The following is a 19,509-nucleotide window of genomic DNA, read 5'->3' on the forward strand; positions in this document are numbered from 1 at the left end:
TCCGGCCGCGTGCGTCCCCGTGCTAAGGAAACGCTGTTCGGCGAGCGGGTCAGGCGTGCGGTGAAACGTGGTTCAGCTCGTGGCCGACCCGTGTGATCACGGCGGCCGAAACCTCGGACTTGGACCCGGCTGCCTCTTGAGGTTCGGCGTCGGAGCGGGCCAGGATGACTACCGAATTGGTGTCCTGCCCAAAAACCTTGTCCGTTCCCACATGGTTGACCACCAGGAGGTCGCAGCCCTTGCGCTTGAGTTTTGCCTCGGCGTACGCCAGGACGTCCCCCTGGCCGTCACCGGTTTCCGCCGCGAAGCCGACAATCAGCTGGTGGCGGCGGGCAGCCTCATTCCCGGGAGCGCTGCGGGCCTCCACCAATTCCTGCAGGATGTCCGGGTTGCGGACCAGGGTAATGACCGGGTCCGCCGTGTCATCGCGCTTTTTGATTTTTGTGCCGGAGACCTCCGCAGGACGGAAGTCTGCCACCGCGGCGGCCATGATGACGACGTCGGAATCGGCAGCTGCCGCAAGCGCGGCTTCCCTCAGCTGCAGGGCGGTTTCCACCCTGACCACGTCCACGCCGGCGGGAGCCGGGACGTCCATGTGGGCCGCGATGAGCCGGACCGTGGCACCGGCGTTGCGGGCCGCAACGGCCAGCGCAACGCCCTGCTTCCCGGAAGACCTGTTGCCCAAAAACCGGACCGGATCCAGGGGTTCCCGGGTGCCGCCGGCGCTGATGGTCACCTTCCGGCCGGCCAGCGGGAGCTGGAAATCGGACTGGCCCTGGGAGAGGGCCATGGCCGCGTCGAAGATGGCTTCCGGTTCGGGCAGGCGGCCCGGACCGGAGTCGGCGCCGGTGAGCCGGCCACTGGCCGGTTCGAGGACGGCGACGCCCCGGCTGCGCAGGGTCTCGACGTTGGCGCGGGTGGCGGCGTGCTGCCACATTTCCGTGTGCATGGCCGGGGCGAAAAGTACCGGCCCCCGGGCCATCAGCAGCGTGTTGGTGAGGAGGTCACCGGCCTGACCCGTGGCCGCACGGGCCAGGAGGTCCGCAGTAGCCGGTGCCACCACGATCAGGTCGGCCTCATGGCCGAGCCTGACGTGGTTGACCTGATGAACGTCGTCGAAGACGCTGTTGCTGACGGGGTTGCCGGAAAGGGCTTCCCAGGTGGCGACACCCACAAAGCGGGTAGCCGCCTCGGTGGGTATCACCGTGACGTTGTGGCCGGCTTCAGTAAAAAGCCGGAGGAGCGATGCGACCTTGTAGGCCGCAATCCCTCCCCCGACTCCGAGGACTATGCGCACGTGACCTCCGTCAACAGGCAGTCAGACTTACTCTGAAGCTTCGATCGGGGTGGAAACGAGCTTGCCTTCGTTGATCTCGCGCAGGGCGATGGACAGCGACTTCTCGTTCAGCTTGGTATCGACCAGCGGGCCGACGTATTCGAACAGGCCCTCGTGCAGCTGGGCGTAGTAGGCGTTGATCTGACGTGCACGCTTGGCACCGAAGATCACCAGGCCGTACTTGGAATCAGCTACCTTCAGCAGATCGTCGATCGGCGGGTTGATGATGCCTTCAAGGTTCGTGGACACGAATTCTCCAAATTCTAACGGGCTGACTTGTACGCGCTACTGGTGCGGGTGCGGGGTCAGCCCCATGAGTGAAACAAGCTCGTCCGCTGCCCGGCGAATGTCATCGTTAACGACGGTGTAGTCAAACTCCGGTTCAGCGGCAAGTTCCAGTTTAGCGGTTTCCAGGCGTCGCTGCTGCTCGTCGGCACTTTCCGTGCCGCGGCCCACGAGTCGGCGCACCATTTCGTCCCAGCTGGGGGGTGCCAGGAAGACGAACTGGGCGTCCGGAACGGCAGCTTTAACCTGCCGGGCTCCCTGCAGGTCAATTTCCAGCAGCACGGACTTTCCGTCCGCGATGGCCTGCTTTACGGTGCTCTTGAGTGTTCCGTACGTGTTCTGGCCGTGGACCACGGCCCATTCCAGGAGCTCGCCGGCTGCAACGAGCTTCTCGAACTCTTCCTTGGATTTGAAAAAGTAGTGGACACCGTCCTGCTCACCGGGGCGCGGGGCGCGGGTGGTGGCCGAAACGGAAAGCCAGACTTCGGGGTAATTATCCCGGATGTAGGTGGACACGGTGCCTTTACCAACAGCCGTCGGACCTGCGAGGACTGTCAGTCCCGGATTCTTGCTCACATGTTCCTTTGCGGCGGTGTTTGGATCGACGAAGAGTGGTTCGCCCTATTTCTCGTCTATAAAATCTACCAGCGCCTGGCGCTGGTGAATGCCCAGGCCGCGGACCCGCCGGGAAGCCGCGATGCCCAGTTGCTCCATTATGGCCGCGGCCCGCACCTTACCGATGCCCGGCAGGGCCTCCAACAGTTCGGCTACCCGCATCCGCGCCAAGGCGTCGTCCTGGGCCGCTGAGCTGATGATGTCCGCCGCCGACGTCTCGCCGTTCTTGAGCCGTTCCTTCACCGCGGCCCGGGCTGCCCGGGCCGCGGCGGCCTTCTGCAGGGCATCAGCGCGTTCTGACGCGGATAAGGGTCGCAGGCTCATGGAGGACACCCCCGGAAATTTTCAGATGCGTCCATGGCGGCCGCCATTGGACTTGTCCTGAAACTACCCTTTGGGGCCCCTTGAATCAATGGACGCCCGCATTATCCGGCCCGGCAACCGCGTGAATTCGCCAAACCCGCGGCTCAACTTTCGCGGAGGCCGTCCAGCGTTCGCCGGGCCGCATCCTGCAGTCCCTGGATCCCCGGGCCGGCGGCAAGGATGTCCCGGCTCGATGTGCCCAGCACCTGCGGGTACGCCGCGCCGAATGTCCTGCGAAGATCAGCCGGCGTTGCGCCCTGGGCACCCAGACCCGGGGCAAGGATGGGCCCGCGGACGGCTTCCAGGTCGAGCCGCAGGTCGGCCAGCGCTGTGCCTACCGTGGCGCCGACCACCAGCCCGACTGAGCCGAGCGGCCCGGTAAAGCGCCGGTTCTCCGCCGTGGCGGCTTCCGTGATCCGGCGCGCCACGGAGTCCGCGCCGCCGACGTGCTGGACCGAGGCGCCCTCCGGGTTGGAGGTCAGGGCGAGCACAAAGACGCCGCGTCCGTACTGCGCCGCCAGCTCCAGGGCCGGCCGGAGCGACTCAAACCCGAGGTAGGGGCTCAGCGTCACAGAATCGGCCGCCAGCGCCGATCCGTCCCGGAGCCAGGCATCCGCGTAGGCGGCCATGGTGGAGCCGATGTCGCCCCGCTTGGCATCGGCGATGGTGAGCACCTGGCCGTCGGCGGCGGCCAGTACTTCCTCCAGCACGGCCATGCCGGCTGAGCCGTGGCGCTCGTAAAGCGCCACCTGCGGCTTTACCGCGGCAGCGAGCGAACCTACTGCCTCCAGGACGGTCAGCGAAAACCGCCTCAGCCCGGCGGCGTCGTCGTCGAGTCCCCAGTTCTTCAGCAGCGCGGGGTGCGGGTCAATGCCCACACACAGCGGGCCGCGGGCCGCCACGGCCGCCCCCAGCCGGGAGCCGAAGGACTCCCGGCCGGTGGACGGTGCGGGGCCGGACTCAGGCATGCTGCGCAACCTGCGTTGCGGCGGACTGCGCGGCAGCGGCCTGCGACGCCGCCAGGGCAGCGGCGTGCTCCTGCAGGCTGGTGACCGACCATTCGTAGGTGCGCATCGCCTCAATGGCCTGTACCGCGGCATTGATTTCGGCCACCGTGGTGATGCAGGGGATGCCGATGGACGTGGCGGCGGCGCGCAGTGCGTAACCGTCGCTGCGGGCTTCCCCGCCGGAGGGCGTGTTGAACACCATGTCGATCTCACCGGCAATGACCAGGTCGGCAATGGTGCCTTCGCCTTCGGCGCTGCTTCCTTCGGCGACCTTGCGGACCGTGCTGGCCTGGATGCCGTTGCGGCGCAGGACATCGGCCGTGCCGCCGGTGGAGACAATTTCGAAGCCGAGATCAGACAGCCGCTTGATGGCCATGATGACGGCACGCTTATCGCGGTTGGCCACGGAGACGAAGATCTTGCCTTCGGTGGGCAGGGCATTGTTCGCAGCCGCCTGGCTCTTGGCGAAGGCGGTGTCGAAGTGCTTGTCGATGCCCATGACTTCGCCGGTGGAACGCATTTCCGGGCCGAGCAGGGAATCCACCACCTTGCCTTCCGGGGTGCGGAAGCGGCTGAAGGGCAGCACTGCTTCCTTGACTGAGACCGGCGCGTCGAGCGGCAGGGAGGAACCGTCCCCGGTTTCCGGCAGCATCTTGTAGGCGGTGCGGAGCTGGTTGATGGTGACGCCGGTGCCGATCAGGGCCGCGGCCTTGGCCATCTGCACGCCGGTTGCCTTGGAGACGAACGGCACGGTACGGGAGGCCCGCGGGTTCGCTTCCAGGACATAGAGCACGTCCGAGGCCAGCGCGAACTGGATGTTGATCAGGCCGCGGACGCCCACGCCTTCGGCGATGGCGCGGGTGGCGGTGCGGACCCGCTCGAGCACGTTGTTGCCGAGGGTGATCGGGGGCAGCACGCATGCGGAGTCACCGGAGTGGATCCCGGCCTCCTCGATGTGCTCCATGATGCCGCCGAGGTACATGTCGGTGCCGTCGAAGAGGGCGTCGACATCGATTTCGACGGCGTCCTCCAGGAACCGGTCGATCAGGACCGGGTGGTCCGGGGTGATTTCGGTGGCGTTGGCGATGTACCGGGAGAGGTTCGGCTCGTCGTAGACAATTTCCATGCCGCGGCCGCCCAGGACGTAGGACGGGCGGACCAGGACCGGGTAGCCGATTTCGTCCGCGATCTTCTTGGCGTCCTCGAAGGACACGGCGGTGCCGTTCTTCGGGGCGATCAGGCCGGCGTTGTCCAGGACGCGGGAGAATTCGCCGCGGTGCTCGGCGAGATCGATCGCTTCCGGGGACGTGCCCAGGATGGGGACGCCGGCGTCGGCCAGCTGCTGCGCCAGCTTCAGCGGGGTCTGGCCGCCCAGCTGGACGAACACACCCATGACTCCGCCGGTGCGCTCTTCGGCGGCGATGACCTCCAGCACGTCTTCGAGCGTCAGCGGCTCGAAGTACAGGCGGGTGGAGACGTCATAGTCCGTGGAGACGGTCTCGGGGTTGCAGTTGACCATCACGGTTTCGTACCCGGCCTTGCGCAGCGCCATGGAGGCGTGAACGCAGGAGTAGTCGAATTCGATTCCCTGGCCGATCCGGTTGGGCCCGGAGCCAAGGATCAGGATGGACGGCTTGGCGTGCAGCGCAATCTCGTCCTCCTCGTCGTAGGACGAGTAGTGGTAAGGGGTGTACGCGGCGAATTCGGCGGCGCAAGTGTCCACGGTCTTGTAGACGGGGCGGATGCCGAGGGCCTGGCGGACCCCGCGGACCACGGCTTCGGAGTTGTGCGTCAGGGCACCGATCTGCTGGTCCGAGAAGCCGTGGCGCTTGGCGCGCTGGAGCATCTCCACCGTCAGGGAGCCGGCCTTGCGGATCTCGTGGGAGATTTCGTTGAGCAGCTGGAGCTGGTCGAGGTACCAGGGGTCGATCTTGGTGGCTTCGAAGAGCTGTTCCACGGTGGCGCCGCCGAGCAGGGCACGCTGGACCTGGTGCAGGCGTTCGGTGGTGGGCCGTTTGGCCTTTTCGATCAGCTCCGGGACTTCCCATTCCGGGACCGGGGTGAAGTCCAGCTGCGAGCCCTTCTGCTCCAGGGAGCGCAGAGCCTTCTGCAGGGCTTCGGTGAAGTTGCGGCCCATGGCCATCGCTTCGCCCACGGACTTCATGGTGGTGGTCAGGGTGTCGTCCGCTGCCGGGAACTTCTCGAAAGCGAAGCGCGGGACCTTCACCACCACATAGTCCAAGGTGGGTTCGAAAGACGCGGGGGTCTTCTGGGTGATGTCGTTCGGGATCTCATCCAGGGTGTAGCCGAGCGAGAGCTTGGTGGCGATCTTGGCAATGGCAAAGCCGGTGGCCTTTGAGGCCAGGGCCGAGGACCGGGAAACGCGCGGGTTCATTTCGATGACCACCACACGGCCGGTGTCCGGCTCCACCGCGAACTGGATGTTGCAGCCGCCGGTGTCCACGCCCACTTCACGGATGACGGCGATGGAAATATCGCGCAGCCGCTGGTACTCGCGGTCCGTGAGGGTCAGTGCCGGGGCCACCGTGATGGAGTCGCCGGTGTGGACACCTACGGGGTCGAAGTTCTCGATGGAACAGACAACCACCACGTTGTCGTTCTTGTCCCGCATCATCTCGAGTTCGTACTCCTTCCAGCCCAGGATGCTCTCTTCGAGCAGCACCTCGGACGTGGGGCTGTACTGCAGGCCCTGGCCCACAATGCGGCGGAGGTCGCCCTCGTCGTAGGCCAGGCCGGAGCCGAGGCCGCCCATGGTGAAGGAGGGCCGGACCACCATCGGGTAGCCGAGGTCTTCGGCTGCCTTGAGGGCCTCGTCAATGGTGTGGATGATGTGGCTCCGGGCCGATTCGGCCCCGCAGCGTTCCACCACGCCCTTGAACTTCTCCCGGTCCTCGCCGAGCTCGATCGCCGCGATGTTGGCGCCGATGAGCTCCACGTTGTACTTTTCCAGCACACCGTTCTTGTCCAGGGCGATGGCCGTGTTCAGCGCTGTCTGGCCGCCGAGGGTGGGGAGGATGGCATCGGGCCGCTCCTTGGCGATGATCTTCTCCACCACCTCGGGGGTGATGGGCTCGATGTAGGTGGCGTCTGCGAACTCGGGATCCGTCATGATGGTGGCCGGGTTGGAGTTCACCAGGATGACCCGGAGGCCCTCCTCCTTGAGGACCCGCAGTGCCTGGGTGCCGGAGTAGTCGAATTCGGCGGCCTGGCCGATGACGATCGGGCCGGAACCAATGACGAGGACGCTTTTGAGATCTGTACGTTTCGGCATTACTTGTTGTCCTCAGTCTTGTTGTCAGTCTTCTGCGTTGCTGCCGGGTGTGCGGAGTCCACCGGTTCCTTGGAGAGGTTGGCCGTCCGGCCAATCCGGGTGCCTTCCATCAGGTCGATGAAACGGTCGAACAGGTAGGCGGCGTCGTGCGGCCCGGCGGCAGCCTCGGGGTGGTATTGGACCGAGAAGGCGGGGATGTCCAGGCAGGCCAGGCCTTCCACGACGTCGTCGTTCAGGCTGATGTGGCTGACCTCGACGCGGCCGTACCGCTCCTCCGGGGCCTGCGTGGCGCCGTCGAGCGGGGCGTCCACGGCGAAACCGTGGTTCTGGGAGGTGATCTCCACCTTGCCGGTGCGGCGGTCCATCACGGGCTGGTTGATGCCGCGGTGGCCGTAGCGGAGTTTGTACGTACCGAAGCCGAGCGCGCGGCCCAGGATCTGGTTTCCGAAGCAGATGCCGAAGTACGGCAGTTTCTCATCCAGGACCGAGCGCAGGAGCTTGACCTGGGCGTCGGCCGTGGCCGGGTCACCGGGGCCGTTGGACATGAAGAACCCGTCCGGGTTGACGGCCTTGACGTCTTCCAGGGTGGCGGTGGCCGGGAGCACGTGGACCCGGACGCCGCGTTCGGCGAACCGGACCGGGGTCATGGCCTTGATGCCGAGGTCGATGGCGGCGATGCTGAACCGGGCGTCGCCTTCCCAGCCGTGGTCCTTGGGATCCACCACGTACGCCTTGTCCACGCTGACTTCCTCAGCCAGGCGGGCGCCTTCCATCGGCGCGCTGGCCAGGACGGCGGCTACCAGTTCCTTGTCAGAGGCCTTGGCGGCGTCGCCTGAGAAGATTCCGGCGCGCATGGTCTTGTGTTCGCGCAGGTGCCGGGTGATGGCGCGGGTATCCACGCCCTGGATTCCTACGATCCCCTGGTCAACAAGCTCCGCGTCCAAGGAGCGTTCAGAGCGCCAGTTGGAGGGGCGTCGTGCGGCGTCGCGGACAATGTAGCCGGCCACCCAAATGCGGCGGGACTCGGCGTCGTCACTGTTCACGCCGGTGTTGCCGATGTGCGGTGCGGTCTGCACCACGAGCTGGCGGGCGTAGGAGGGATCCGTGATGGTCTCCTGGTAGCCGGTCATGCCCGTGGCGAACACTGCCTCGCCCAGGGCGGTGCCCTGCGCACCGTAGCTGGTGCCGCGGAACATGCGGCCGTCTTCCAGGACGAAGACTGCCGGTGCGGGCGCCGTGGGGGAACTCGTTGCTTGGGGTGTCGCTGTTTCAGTCACTGTCTTACTTTCCACTCTGGGGATCCTGGGAATGTTCTTGGGGGGCGGCGATCAATCGCTGAAGAGAGTCGTGGAGGGAGTCCTTGTCGGCAGCCCTGCGGGTCCGGAAGCCGGTGTCCACGGAGTTGGCCCCGAGGTCCCACGTCATGACCAGGAGGCCATCCTTTTCCACAAACTTGCCTGCCATGCCGCTTTCCATCCGGACACCGGTCAGGCGGCCGGCAGGGATGTAGACGGCCGGGGCTCCTGAGCGGTCCAGGAGCACACCGTGCGGGTACACACTCAGGACGGCGTTGGTCCGGATGCCGAGGCCGTGGACGGCGATCCGGTCGAGCCAGTCACCGGCGGTGGTGGTGGCAACGTACTGGCCTTCCGCCTCGGCGTCCGGCTCACCGGGCTCCGCGGGCACTGCGGGCAAAGGGTCGACGCCGGCCTGCCGCCGGAGGCGGTTCCGCCAGCCGAACCCGATCATGACCAGCACGACGGCGATAATCGCCAGGGTGCTGACCAGCGCGAGGGTCTGGGTGTTCATCAGGCGGCGCCTGCCGCAGCCGCCGCCGATTCGCGGTAGGGGGTGTTGAGCTGGCCGGCCAGCACGGTGGGGTGGCCCTTGTAGAACGTGGCGACCACCTTGCCCGGCAGTTCGAGGCCGGCAAACGGGGAGTTGCGGCCCATGGTGGCCATTTTTTCCGGATCGACGGTCCAGCGGGCGGCGGGGTCCACCAGGATGAGGTTGGCGGGCTCGCCGGCGTCCAGGGGCCGGCCCTGGTCCGCCAGGCGGCCGATCCGGGCGGCGGCGGTGGAGGTCACCCGGGCGAAGTCGGCCCAGGTCATCAGGCCCGTCTCGATCATGGTGTGCTGGACCACGGACAGGGCGGTTTCCAGCCCGGTCATGCCCATGGCCGCCTGCGCCCACTCGCATTCCTTGTGCTCGCTGGGGTGCGGGGCGTGGTCGGTGCCCACAACGTCGATGGTGCCGTCAGCCAGTCCGGCGCGCAGGGCCTGCACATCGGCATCCGTGCGCAGCGGCGGGTTGACCTTGTAGACCGGGTTGTAGCTGCGGACCAGATCGTCCGTCAGCAGGAGGTGGTGCGGGGTGACCTCGGCGGTGACGTTGATGCCGCGTTCCTTGGCCCAGCGGATGATCTCCACGGAACCGGCGGTGGAGACGTGGCAGACGTGCAGGCGGGAGTCCACATGCTGCGCCAGCAGCACGTCGCGGGCAATGATGCTTTCCTCGGCCACCGCGGGCCAGCCCGTGAGGCCCAGAACCGCGGAGACGGCGCCCTCGTTCATCTGGGCCCCGGCGGTGAGGCGGGGTTCCTGCGCGTGCTGGGCAACCACGCCGTCGAACGCTTTGACGTACTCCAGCGCGCGGCGCATCAGCACGGGATCGTGGACGCAGATGCCGTCGTCGGAGAACATCCGCACCTGGGCGCGGGAATCGGCCATGGCGCCCAGCTCGGCGAGCTGCTCCCCCGCCAGGCCAACGGTGACGGCGCCCACCGGGCGGACGTCCACCCAGCCGGCGGCACGGCCCAGGCTGTGGACCTGCTCCACCACGCCGGCGGTGTCCGCCACCGGATTGCTGTTGGCCATGGCGTGGACGGCCGTGTAGCCGCCCAGGGCTGCGGCGCGGGTGCCGGTCTCGACGGTCTCGGCATCTTCACGGCCGGGTTCGCGCAGGTGGGTGTGCACGTCCACCATGCCGGGCAGCGCCACCAGGCCGGCCGCCTCGATGACGGTGGCGGCCTGGGCGTCACTGTGGCCGGCCGCGCCGGTGCCACGGGCGGTAATAACGCCGTCACGGATAAGCAGGTCCTCGGCGTCGCCGCCCAGGATGGCCGCACCGCGGATCAGGTACGTTCCGTTGTTCTCTGCCATTACTTGCTCTCCTCTGTGGAACGGGGTGTGCGGGCAGGGTCAGTGGCTGTGCCCGCGGTGGCGGCTGGTTCGCGGGTGTCCCCGGAGAGCAGCAAATACAGTGCGGCCATGCGGATCGAGACGCCGTTGCGCACCTGTGCAAGCACGGTGGAACGGGGTGAATCGGCGGCGGCCGCGGAAATTTCCAGGCCCCGGTTCATGGGGCCGGGGTGCATGATGATGGTGTCTTTGAGCCCCAGGGAGTCCAGCGCGCGGAGCCGGTTGTCGTCAAAGCCCCAGCGGCGGGAGTACTCGCGGGTGGACGGGAAGAATGACGCGTTCATCCGCTCGCCCTGCACCCGCAGCATCATCACCGCGTCCACTCCCTTTTTGAGGGTTTCGTCGATGTCGTAGCTGACCTTGCAGGGCCAGTGCTCGACGCCGATGGGCAGCAGGGTGGGCGGCGCCACGAGGGTGACGTCAGCGCCCAGGGTGCGGAGCAGCCAGACGTTGGAGCGGGCGACGCGGGAATGCAGGACGTCGCCGGCGATGGCGACGCGCATCCCCTTCAGGTCAGCACCGATGGACCCGTTCCCGGAGAGCCTGGACCAGTGACGGCGCATGGTGAAGGCGTCAAGGAGTGCCTGGGTGGGGTGTTCGTGGGTGCCGTCGCCGGCGTTGATGACGGCTGCGTCAATCCAGTCGGTGGCGGCCAGGCGGTGCGGTGCGCCGGAGGCCCAGTGACGGATCACGACGGCGTCAACACCCATGGCTGCCAGCGTCTGGGCCGTGTCCTTGAGGGATTCGCCCTTGGAAACGGAGGAGCCCTTGGCGGCGAAGTTGATGACGTCCGCGGACAGCCGTTTGGCGGCCGCTTCGAAGGAAATCCGCGTCCGGGTGGAGTCCTCGAAGAAGAGATTGACCACCGTGCGGCCTCGGAGGACCGGGAGCTTCTTGACTTCGCGGTCTCCCACGGCCGCCATTTCTTCGGCGGTGTCAAGGATGCTGATGGCGTTGGCGAGGCTGAGGTCTTCGGTGGAGAGCAGGTGTTTCACAGACCGCCCTCGATGACCACTTCGTTGACCTGGGCGCCGTCTGCCGCGGTGTCAGTTTCCTCCAGGCGGACCCTGACTTTCTCCGCGGAGGAGGTAGGGAGGTTCTTTCCCACGTGGTCGGCCCGGATAGGGAGCTCGCGGTGGCCGCGGTCGATCAGCACAGCCAGCCTGACAATCCGGGGACGGCCGAGGTCGGTGATGGCGTCGAGGGCGGCGCGGATGGTCCGGCCGGAATACAGGACGTCATCAATGAGAACCACAACCTTGTTGTCGATTCCCGTGCGCGGGAGCTGGGTGGGGTACGGCGGCCTGGTGGGCTGGCGTGAAAGGTCATCGCGGAACATGGTCACATCCAGCTGACCGACGATTTCTGCGGCGTTGACCGTGGGGTCCGCTGCCGCAATCTTCTGTGCCAGGCGAAGCGCCAGCGGGTAACCGCGGCGCGGGATGCCCAACAGGACCAGGTCCTGGGAGCCTTTGTTGGCCTCGAGGATTTCATGGGCGATACGAGTGAGGGCCCGGTCAATGTCCGCCTGGCTGAGAACAACCCTGGCTGGAACCGGTGCGCTTGTGACGGAAGTCAACGCTCGTCTCCCCTTTCCCCGCCTCACGGGACGGAATTAAAAAAGGATCATGTGCGGTTCAAAATTACCACACTGGCGCCGGGCACTAGGCTTTCGTCTATGTCCACCAACCCTTATCATCGGGGTCCCGACCGGCCCGGCGGACCCGCCGGACCCCAGGACCCCTTCCCCGGCCAGGCGAACCCCAGCTGGATGGGAAGGATCGAGCCGGCGTACTACCGGCCGGCGCCGGGCACCTATGCTGCCCCCCTGCCGGTACTGGGTCCTCCGGAGCCCGGCCGCGGGGGCCCCGGCATGCGGTCCGCGGGCCTGCTGGCCCTGACCGTCGGCGGCGCGGCCCTCGCCTTCCTGAGCCTGCTGTTGGTGGTGCCCTTCCTGGTGGCGAGCACGGGGGTGGGCGGATTCATTGTGGGCTTTGTCGTCTCCCTGGTTCCGTTGTCGGTGGTCCTGCTGGCGGTCCATGCCATCGACCGGTGGGAACCTGAGCCCAAACGGCTGCTCTTCTTCGCGTTCACCTGGGGAGCCGCGGTGTCCGTTGCCGTCACGCTCCTGATTCAGCCGTTCTTCGCCCTGACCTTTCAGTTCAGTGACGCCGTGGACCTGCAAACCTATATGGCCACTGTCCAGGCGCCGGTGGTGGAAGAGTTTGCCAAGTCTTTGGGCCTGCTGTTGCTGCTCCTCCTCGCCCGGAAACACTTCGATGGCCCGGTGGACGGTGTGGTGTTCGCGTTCACCATTGCCGGCGGTTTTGCGTTCACCGAGAACATCCTCTACTTCGGCCGTGCCATCGCTGAGTCCGCCAGCCCGGCCACCGGCCTGGCCCAGGTCTTTCTGCTCCGTGGCGTCATGTCGCCCTTCGCCCACGCGATATTCACCGGGACCACGGGCCTCATTATGGGGTTCGCAGCGCGGCGCTGGCACGCCGGAGCCTCAGTGCTGGCCTTTTTCATCGGCCTGGTCCCGGCGATGCTGCTCCACAACCGGTGGAACAGCATGGGAGCAGGATTCGCGGCCGAGTACCTCTTGGTCCAGGTGCCGATCTTCATCCTGGCGGTGGTGGGAATCATCCTGCTTCGCGTGGCGGAAAGCCGGCTCACCCGGCAGCGGCTCATGGAGTACGCCGCTGCCGGCTGGTTCAGTCCCGCCGAGGTGGAGCTGCTGGCAACTCCCCGCGGACGGCGCACTGCGCTGCATTGGGCGGCCGGCAGCCACCGCCGCCCGCAGATGAAGGCGTTCCTGCACGCGGCCACCCAACTGGCCTTCACCCGCCAGAGAATCCTCACCGGCCGGGATGTTCAGCTGCACCAGGCCGAGGAGAAGCAGCAGCTGCAGCGGATCCTGTCGCTGCGTGCCGCCGTCGCAGGCTGAACCGGTGGTTGCGGTGGCTGCGGCTACTTTGTGGGGGAACCTGCGGGTAATGCCGTCAAAGCCAGCGCTTCGTCGAGCACTGTGCCGAAATTCCGCGCATCGTGGGCGAACCGGCCCAGAAACAGTCCTGCGACCCCGTCGAGTGCGGGCAACAGTCCGGGCTTCGCTGAACCGCCATAGATGATGGGCACCTGCGCCAGGTCGCTGCCTGCCTCGTTCGACCGGGCGGAAAGCAGGGACCGTAGGGCACGCACGACGACGGTGACGTGGTCCGCGCCGGCGGGCTCGGCCGCGCCAATGGCCCACACCGGTTCGTAGGCGATCACAAGCCTGGACGCCAGGGACCAGTCGCCGCCAACCGCTCCGGCGATCTGGTCATAGACAAACCCGGCCGCGCGCTCGGCAGCGGTCCCGCCCAGGTCATCGCGGGTGTCCTCGCCAACGCACAACAGCGGTGTGATGCCGGCATTGTCCGCCGCCCTGACCTTAAGTGCGATCATGGCCGTGTCCTCGCCGAGGTGCGCGCGCCGTTCGGCGTGGCCGATCTCCACCAGGCGTACCCCCAGCTCGGCCAGGAGCGATGGAGACACCTCGCCTGTCCACGGGCCGTCCGCCCAGCCGCAGTTCTGCGCTCCCAGCAGAAGGGGCGACCCTTCCAGAACGCCGGCGGCGGCCGGGAGAACGGGGAAGGAAGGAATCACAAACGGGACTACCCGCCCGGCCGCAAGGGCCGGGCGGGAGTCCACTTCCTGCTGGATGCGGGCCATCCAGTCAAGGCAGTCACGGTATCCCATGTACATCTTGGTGCTGACGCCGATGTACAGGACGTCCGGGACACCGGACCGGCCACTGCCGCAAGCAGTCATGGTGTCGGTCATTTATCGTCGAGCAGATCGTCCGCCCTATTGCTGAACCGCTTGGTGGCATACATCATGATGGCCGCCACGAACGGAAGCACACCCAGCGCGTAGACGCCCATGGTGCCGGTGTCAGATGCGGTGACCTGGTTGACCGTGGTCCGCAGGATAGGGGCGACGAATCCGCCCAGGTTACCCAGCGAGTTGATCAGGCCGATTCCTGCAGCGGCCGCTGTCCCGGTGAGGAACGCCGTCGGGTAGGACCAGGCGATGGGCCCGATCGAAAGGAAACTGCAGACGGCGAGGGTGATGAAGATGATGCCCAGCGCGGGAAGGTGGTTGGAGCCCGCCCATGCGGAGCCGAAGATGCACAGCCCGGTGGAGAGGAACAGGCCTGTGCCCCACACCCTGCGGCGCACAATGGTGTTGGCCGCCTTGCCAATGAAGTAGCAGGCAAAGATCCCGAAGAACCAGGGGATGGCCGCCATCAGCCCGACCGCGAGGCCCACTTTCTGCCCGGTCAGCTGGGCCACCTGCTGCGGCAGGTAGAAGGTGACACCATAAACTGCGATCTGGAGGCAGAAGTAGATGACCGTGAAGTACCAGACCTTGCCGTTCTTCATGGCGGCAAGGACACCGCGCGGACCGGACTCTTCCTTGACGGTGTCCTCCAGCGCCATCACGTCCAGGAGCGCCTTCTTCTCGTCCTTGTCCAGGAACTTGGCGTCCTGCGGGCTGTTGATCAGGAAGAAGTACGCGGCGATGCCCGCCACGACTGCGAGGGCACCTTCGACGAAGAACATGACCTGCCAGCCGTGCACGCCGGGGACCTGGTCGCCGATGTTGATGAGCCAGCCGGAGAGCGGTGCGCCCATCATCTGGGAAAAGGGCTGGGCGAGGTAGAAGATGGCAAACATCTTCACCCGGACCTTGTTGGGGAACCAGGCGGCCAGGAACATGATCACGCCCGGGAACAGTCCGGCCTCGGTCACGCCCAGGAGGAACCGCAGGATGATGAAGGAGGTCTCGCCCTGGACGAACGCGAAGCACGCGGACACGATGCCCCACGTGATGGCGATACGGGCCAGCCACACCTTCGCGCCGAATCTGGTCAGCAGCAGGTTGGACGGGATCTCAAACAATGCGTAGCCGATGAAAAAGATGCCGGCGCCAAGCGCGTAAGCGCCGGCTGTGATGCCTTTGTCCATTTCCAGCGCTGCCTCGGCGAAGCCCACGTTCGTGCGGTCCAGGAACGCCACGACGTACAGGATGACGAGCATCGGCATGAGCCGGAAGGATGCTTTGGAAATCGCCGATTTGAGAACCGGTGAATCCAGTAACTCCTTAGTGGCGGACGTTCCGGTGTTGACAGTCATTTAAACTCCTCATTGAGCCAGGGGGGCAGGCAGTTCTGATGGGGTGATGGAGAGGGTTTAGAGCGAGAAAACGATGAGCGCTATGCCCACCAGGCAGGCGATGACGCCCACTGCCAGGTAGATTTTGCGTTCTTTGGTCCAGGAGGCCACGGCGGTCCTTTCCTAGTGCATGTAGAGGCCGCCGTCGACATTCAGCGTCTGGCCGGAGATGTAGCCGGAGTCCTCGCTGATGAGGAAGGCGATGGCTGCTGCGATGTCGCGGGTGGATCCGACGCGGTTGACCACCAGGTCCTTGGTAAGTTCCTCCTTGCGTTCCTGGCTGAGGGTGCCGCCCATGATGTCGGTGTCGATGGGACCCGGGGAGATGGCGTTGACCGTGATGTCGTACTCCCCCAGTTCCCGGGCCGTGGCGCGGGTCAGACCGATAACGCCGGCCTTTGCCACGGAGTACGGGGTCTTGGAGAACGTGCCGCCGCCGCGCTGGGCTGACACGGAGGAGATGTTGACGATGCGCCCGATCCGGTTCTTCACCATGGACTCGGCTACCCGGCGGGTGGCGTAGTGGACGCCGTTGAGGTTGATGCCCAGCACGCGGTCCCATTCGGCAGCGTCCAGTTCCAGGTACGGAACCGGTGAGCTGACGCCGGCGACATTTGCCAGGGCCACGATCTGCGGGAGGTTTGCCTCGAGCTCGTCGATGGCGTTGCGGACGGATGTTTCATCGCCAACGTTGGCGCCGACGCCGTGGGCCTGCACTCCGTACTGCTCGGAAAGCTCCTTGGCCGTTGCTTTGCACAGGGCGTCGTCGAGGTCGATGATGCCGATGTTCCAGCCTTGGGCGGCCAGGTAGTTGACGGTGGCGCGGCCGATGCCGCGTTCGGAAACGGCTCCGGTGACGATGGCGGTGCGTTCTGCGGGGAAGGTATTCATGGCTGCTCCTGGGATTCTGCGTTAGTGGATGGGCGCGGGGCCGAGGTCTTCGATCAGCTTTTGCATGGCCACGTAGGCCTTGTTGCGGTAGGCAATGAGCTCGGGGGTGCGCTCCGCGGGCACGTTGAGGAAGCCGGCGCCCGTCTTGGTGCCCAGCTTCCCGGCCTCCACCAGGTCCGTGAGGATCTTCGGGGTGGCGAACCGCTCAGGGAATTCGGTCTGGAGCGACTTGTAGCAGAAGTTGTAGACGTCCAGTCCCGCCATGTCCGCAATGGCGAACGGGCCGAAGAACGGGAGCCGGAAGCCGAAGGTGGTGCGGACCAGGGTATCCACGTCATCCGCCGTCGCGATTCCCTGCTCCACCAGCTGCGCGGCTTCGTGGAACAGCGCGTACTGCAGGCGGTTGAGCACAAAGCCGGTGACGTCCTTGACCACTGCGGTCTGCTTATTGGCGGCATGGACCAGGTCGCGGACGGCGCCGACGGTCGTCGCGGAGGTGCCGGCGTGAGGGATGATCTCCACGCCCGGAATGAACGGCGACGGGTTGGAAAAGTGAACGCCGAGGAACCGCTCCGGGTTGGTTACGGGTTCGGACAGCTCAGCGATGGAGATGGTGGAGGTGTTGGACCCGATGATGGCGTCCGGCCGGGCTGCGGCGCTGATGCGGGCAAGTGTCTGGTGCTTAATGGCGATGACTTCGGGGACGGCTTCCTCGATGAAGTCCGCGTCGGCAACGGCTTCCTCGATGTCCCGGGCGGCCCAGAGGTTCTGCTTCAGGATTTCGGTGGAACCGGCGGGGAAAAGGCCGTCGGCCACGAACTGGTCCGATTCGGCGAGGAGCCTGTCGTAGTTGCTCTGCGCCACTTCGGCGGACACGTCTGCCAGTGCCACGCGGGCACCGCCGAGTGCCAGGACCTGCGCGATCCCGCCGCCCATGTAACCCGAACCGACGACGGCGATCTTGCGTGCGCTGTTGGCCGCCGCGTTGGGGGTGCTTGCTGTTTCGGTCATGATCAGACTGCTTTCGTGTATTCGGGCTCGTAGGAGCAGATGGCGTCCACCTTGGCGGCGGAGGATGAAGTCGCATCGAAGCGGTAGTCCAGCCATTCACCGACGAGCTTCTTGGCCAGCTCCAGGCCGATTACGCGCTGCCCCATGGTGAGTACCTGCGCGTTGTTGCTGAGAACCGATCGTTCCACGGAGTAGCCGTCGTGGGCGGTGACGGCCCGGATCCCGGGCACCTTGTTGGCTGCGATGGCGACGCCCAGGCCGGTGCCGCAGATCAACAGCGCACGGTCCGCGTGGCCTTCGGCTACCTTGCGGGCCGCGTCAACGGCAACATGCGGGTAGGCGGTTGAGTCGTCCGCGCCCACGCCGATGTCCACGACGGACGCGACCCGGCTGTCCGCTTCGAGCAGCGCCTTCAGCGCTACCTTGTATTCGACGCCGGCCTCATCGTTGCCAATGACGATGCGCCATCCTGCCGGCGTACTGGGGGTGCTGCTCATGCTTCTGCTCCATTTCCGGCCACCGAGGCAGCCAGCCGGGAATCATTCAGTGGGGTGTCGTTCAGTGCTGTGTCGATGTAGGCGGAGACGCGCGCGGCGATCAGGCCGAACGAGACGGCGCCCGGATCGGGGTGGCCCACGCTCTTTTCAGCCAGCGGCCGTGCCCGGCCTTTGAGCGGCCGGAGCGACGCGGTGGCATCCGCCGCTTCGCGGGCGGCAGTGGCTGCCGAGGCGAGGGCTACGGCTACCTGGGCGCCGCCGTCGAACGCGGCAAGGAAGGTGTCCTTGAAGGGCAGCAGCGCATCAACCATGGTCTTGTCCCCCGGTTCTGCCTTGCCGAGCGCGGTGATGGCGTCCACGAAGGCGGTGACGGCGGCAGCGGCATCGGCGCCGCGGTAGGCGTCCTTGTTGCCGAGCGCGAGACCGGCGGCGATCACCGCGGATCCCCAGAGCGCCCCGGAGGTGCCGCCGGCCCGTTCGCTCCAGGCTTCCCCTGCAGCGGTCAGGACGCGTTGCACCGAGAGCCCGGCCGCGGACACGTCCCGGCCTGCCGCTGCGGCGGCGTCAATGCCGCGGCGCATGCCGATGCCGTGGTCACCGTCGCCCGCGATGGCGTCCAGGTTGCCCAGCTCGTCTTCATGTTCGATGACGACGTCCTGGATTTGGGCGAGGACGGCGGCTGCGAGCCGGCCCAGGTCAGCCGCTGCCGGCGTGGTGTCTTCCACCTCGCCCGCCACGGCGTCTTCCGGCCCGGCCAGTTCGCGGCGGGCCCGCGGGGCGAGGTTGCCCTTGCGGAACGCCGGCGTGTCGGCCGGGGCGGCCCAGAGTTCTTCGAGTTCCTCGTCCAGCCAGAGCAGGGTCAGTGAGAGCCCGGACATGTCCAGGCTGGTGACCAGCTCTCCGCATTCGGGTTCCACAACGGTCAGGCCGGCAGCGGAGAGGAGCTTCTCGATTTTGCCGAAAAGCAGGAACAGTTCGTCGTACTTGACGGTGCCCAGGCCGTTGACGATGGCCACGACGCGGTTTCCGGCGTCGTCAGGTTTGTCCGCCAGGAGCTTGGAGACCAGGAGGTCGGCCAGCTCGGAAGCGGTGGGCATTGGGTGCTCGGAAATTCCCGGTTCGCCGTGGATGCCAAGGCCCAGCGACATCTGCCCTTCGGGAACGTGGAACAGCGGCGCGTCGGCTCCCGGAAGGGTGCAGCCATCAAACGCGACGCCCAGGGAGCGGGTGCGGTAGTTGGTCCGGATGGCCAGGCGCTCCACAGCGTCGAGGTCCAGTCCTGCTTCGGCGGCGGCGCCGGCGATCTTGAACACGGTGAGGTCGCCGGCGATGCCGCGGCGCTTTTCGATCTGGTCCAGCGGTGCGCTGGCGATGTCGTCGGTGACCAGGACGGTCCGCGTTTCGATGCCCTCGGCGTTAAGGCGAAGCTGGGCCTGGCCGAAGTGGAGCACATCACCGGCGTAGTTGCCGTAGCTCAGCAGCACGCCGCCGCCGGCGTTGGATGCCTTGGCCACCCGGTAGACCTGGCCGGCCGCCGGGGAAGCGAACATGTTGCCGCAGGCGGAGCCCGCGGCAAGGCCGGGCCCCACCAGGCCCGCGAAGGCCGGGTAGTGGCCGGAACCGCCGCCTACTACCAGGGCCACTTGGCCGGCGGGTACCTCTGTGGAGCGGACCACGCCGCCGTCCACCCGGGCCACATAGCCTCGGTTGGCCGCCACAAAGCCGTCCAGTGCCTCATCCGCGAAATCAGCGGGGTTGTCAAAGATCTGGGTCATGGTTTCCTCATCGAATCC

The 19,509-nt window shown here is 66.5% G+C and carries 18 protein-coding genes; 1 reads left to right on the plus strand and 17 read right to left on the minus strand.

Annotated features, from left to right (window positions below; translation table 11 throughout):
- Positions 1 to 49: 49 nt before the first annotated feature.
- From coaBC to pyrR, 11 genes are all read right to left on the minus strand, one after another.
- The gene (coaBC, locus tag SBP01_RS10025; protein WP_320535691.1) at positions 50 to 1,297 is read right to left on the minus strand and encodes a bifunctional phosphopantothenoylcysteine decarboxylase/phosphopantothenate--cysteine ligase CoaBC; all 1,248 of its coding nucleotides are present in this window, start codon (positions 1,295 to 1,297) and stop codon (positions 50 to 52) included.
- Positions 1,298 to 1,324: 27 nt separating this feature from the next.
- A complete protein-coding gene (gene rpoZ / locus SBP01_RS10030) occupies positions 1,325 to 1,585 on the minus strand; it encodes a DNA-directed RNA polymerase subunit omega (RefSeq protein ID WP_275214255.1) in 261 nt (86 codons plus the stop codon).
- Between the two features lie 36 nt (positions 1,586 to 1,621).
- Positions 1,622 to 2,197, minus strand: a complete 576-nt coding sequence (gene gmk, locus SBP01_RS10035) for a guanylate kinase (protein ID WP_320535692.1) — start codon at positions 2,195 to 2,197, stop codon at positions 1,622 to 1,624.
- Between the two features lie 45 nt (positions 2,198 to 2,242).
- Positions 2,243 to 2,560 carry an integration host factor, actinobacterial type gene (gene mihF / locus SBP01_RS10040; protein WP_275214253.1) on the minus strand — a complete coding sequence of 106 codons (318 nt, stop codon included), beginning with the start codon at positions 2,558 to 2,560 and terminating at the stop codon, positions 2,243 to 2,245.
- A gap of 143 nt (positions 2,561 to 2,703) precedes the next feature.
- A complete protein-coding gene (pyrF, locus tag SBP01_RS10045; protein ID WP_320535693.1) occupies positions 2,704 to 3,567 on the minus strand; it encodes an orotidine-5'-phosphate decarboxylase in 864 nt (287 codons plus the stop codon).
- Positions 3,560 to 6,898, minus strand: coding sequence for a carbamoyl-phosphate synthase large subunit (gene carB / locus SBP01_RS10050; RefSeq protein WP_275214251.1), 3,339 nt, complete (start codon positions 6,896 to 6,898; stop codon positions 3,560 to 3,562). The genes pyrF and carB overlap by 8 nt, the downstream gene beginning before the upstream one ends.
- The gene (gene carA, locus SBP01_RS10055) at positions 6,898 to 8,199 is read right to left on the minus strand and encodes a glutamine-hydrolyzing carbamoyl-phosphate synthase small subunit (RefSeq protein ID WP_320538320.1); all 1,302 of its coding nucleotides are present in this window, start codon (positions 8,197 to 8,199) and stop codon (positions 6,898 to 6,900) included. The genes carB and carA overlap by 1 nt, the downstream gene beginning before the upstream one ends.
- Positions 8,180 to 8,707, minus strand: a complete 528-nt coding sequence (locus SBP01_RS10060) for a hypothetical protein (RefSeq protein ID WP_320535694.1) — start codon at positions 8,705 to 8,707, stop codon at positions 8,180 to 8,182. Before SBP01_RS10060 ends, carA begins: the two co-directional genes overlap by 20 nt.
- On the minus strand, positions 8,707 to 10,059 hold the full coding sequence (locus SBP01_RS10065; protein WP_320535695.1) for a dihydroorotase: 1,353 nt from the start codon (positions 10,057 to 10,059) through the stop codon (positions 8,707 to 8,709). The genes SBP01_RS10060 and SBP01_RS10065 overlap by 1 nt, the downstream gene beginning before the upstream one ends.
- Positions 10,059 to 11,093, minus strand: a complete 1,035-nt coding sequence (locus SBP01_RS10070; protein ID WP_320535696.1) for an aspartate carbamoyltransferase catalytic subunit — start codon at positions 11,091 to 11,093, stop codon at positions 10,059 to 10,061. Before SBP01_RS10070 ends, SBP01_RS10065 begins: the two co-directional genes overlap by 1 nt.
- Positions 11,090 to 11,677 (minus strand): bifunctional pyr operon transcriptional regulator/uracil phosphoribosyltransferase PyrR, encoded by a 588-nt coding sequence (gene pyrR, locus SBP01_RS10075; protein ID WP_320535697.1) that lies wholly within the window; start codon positions 11,675 to 11,677, stop codon positions 11,090 to 11,092. The genes SBP01_RS10070 and pyrR overlap by 4 nt, the downstream gene beginning before the upstream one ends.
- A gap of 99 nt (positions 11,678 to 11,776) precedes the next feature.
- On the opposite strand from pyrR, the gene SBP01_RS10080 reads away from it, so the two are divergent.
- Positions 11,777 to 13,045: a PrsW family intramembrane metalloprotease gene (locus SBP01_RS10080; RefSeq protein WP_320535698.1), complete on the plus strand. Its 1,269-nt coding sequence runs from the start codon at positions 11,777 to 11,779 to the stop codon at positions 13,043 to 13,045.
- A gap of 23 nt (positions 13,046 to 13,068) precedes the next feature.
- Here the strand turns inward: SBP01_RS10080 and SBP01_RS10085 are convergent, their stop codons facing one another.
- From SBP01_RS10085 to dhaL, 6 genes are all read right to left on the minus strand, one after another.
- Positions 13,069 to 13,911, minus strand: a complete 843-nt coding sequence (locus tag SBP01_RS10085) for a triose-phosphate isomerase family protein (protein ID WP_320535699.1) — start codon at positions 13,909 to 13,911, stop codon at positions 13,069 to 13,071.
- Between the two features lie 8 nt (positions 13,912 to 13,919).
- The gene (locus SBP01_RS10090; protein WP_275214244.1) at positions 13,920 to 15,278 is read right to left on the minus strand and encodes an MFS transporter; all 1,359 of its coding nucleotides are present in this window, start codon (positions 15,276 to 15,278) and stop codon (positions 13,920 to 13,922) included.
- Between the two features lie 162 nt (positions 15,279 to 15,440).
- On the minus strand, positions 15,441 to 16,208 hold the full coding sequence (locus tag SBP01_RS10095) for an SDR family NAD(P)-dependent oxidoreductase (protein WP_275214243.1): 768 nt from the start codon (positions 16,206 to 16,208) through the stop codon (positions 15,441 to 15,443).
- A 21-nt stretch (positions 16,209 to 16,229) separates the two neighbouring features.
- The gene (locus tag SBP01_RS10100) at positions 16,230 to 17,219 is read right to left on the minus strand and encodes a 3-hydroxyacyl-CoA dehydrogenase family protein (RefSeq protein ID WP_275214242.1); all 990 of its coding nucleotides are present in this window, start codon (positions 17,217 to 17,219) and stop codon (positions 16,230 to 16,232) included.
- A gap of 2 nt (positions 17,220 to 17,221) precedes the next feature.
- Entirely contained in the window at positions 17,222 to 17,716 is a 495-nt protein-coding gene (locus tag SBP01_RS10105; RefSeq protein WP_275214241.1) for a ribose-5-phosphate isomerase, read from the minus strand.
- Positions 17,713 to 19,491 (minus strand): dihydroxyacetone kinase subunit DhaL, encoded by a 1,779-nt coding sequence (gene dhaL / locus SBP01_RS10110; RefSeq protein WP_275214240.1) that lies wholly within the window; start codon positions 19,489 to 19,491, stop codon positions 17,713 to 17,715. The genes SBP01_RS10105 and dhaL overlap by 4 nt, the downstream gene beginning before the upstream one ends.
- Positions 19,492 to 19,509 lie beyond the last annotated feature (18 nt).

Source organism: Pseudarthrobacter sp. IC2-21 (genome assembly GCF_034048115.1).
In the GTDB taxonomy this organism is placed as follows: domain Bacteria; phylum Actinomycetota; class Actinomycetes; order Actinomycetales; family Micrococcaceae; genus Arthrobacter; species Arthrobacter naphthalenicus.

Excerpts from the sequence above, each read along its gene's own strand:
- mihF (WP_275214253.1), bottom strand. The coding sequence starts at position 2,560 with ATGAGCCTGCGACCCTTATCCGCGTCAGAACGCGCTGATGCCCTGCAG.
- pyrF (WP_320535693.1), bottom strand. The coding sequence starts at position 3,567 with ATGCCTGAGTCCGGCCCCGCACCGTCCACCGGCCGGGAGTCCTTCGGC.
- carB (WP_275214251.1), bottom strand. The coding sequence starts at position 6,898 with ATGCCGAAACGTACAGATCTCAAAAGCGTCCTCGTCATTGGTTCCGGC.
- SBP01_RS10060 (WP_320535694.1), bottom strand. The coding sequence starts at position 8,707 with ATGAACACCCAGACCCTCGCGCTGGTCAGCACCCTGGCGATTATCGCC.
- SBP01_RS10065 (WP_320535695.1), bottom strand. The coding sequence starts at position 10,059 with ATGGCAGAGAACAACGGAACGTACCTGATCCGCGGTGCGGCCATCCTG.
- SBP01_RS10080 (WP_320535698.1), top strand. The coding sequence starts at position 11,777 with ATGTCCACCAACCCTTATCATCGGGGTCCCGACCGGCCCGGCGGACCC.
- SBP01_RS10085 (WP_320535699.1), bottom strand. The coding sequence starts at position 13,911 with ATGACTGCTTGCGGCAGTGGCCGGTCCGGTGTCCCGGACGTCCTGTAC.
- SBP01_RS10090 (WP_275214244.1), bottom strand. The coding sequence starts at position 15,278 with ATGACTGTCAACACCGGAACGTCCGCCACTAAGGAGTTACTGGATTCA.
- SBP01_RS10095 (WP_275214243.1), bottom strand. The coding sequence starts at position 16,208 with ATGAATACCTTCCCCGCAGAACGCACCGCCATCGTCACCGGAGCCGTT.
- SBP01_RS10100 (WP_275214242.1), bottom strand. The coding sequence starts at position 17,219 with ATGACCGAAACAGCAAGCACCCCCAACGCGGCGGCCAACAGCGCACGC.
- SBP01_RS10105 (WP_275214241.1), bottom strand. The coding sequence starts at position 17,716 with ATGAGCAGCACCCCCAGTACGCCGGCAGGATGGCGCATCGTCATTGGC.
- dhaL (WP_275214240.1), bottom strand. The coding sequence starts at position 19,491 with ATGACCCAGATCTTTGACAACCCCGCTGATTTCGCGGATGAGGCACTG.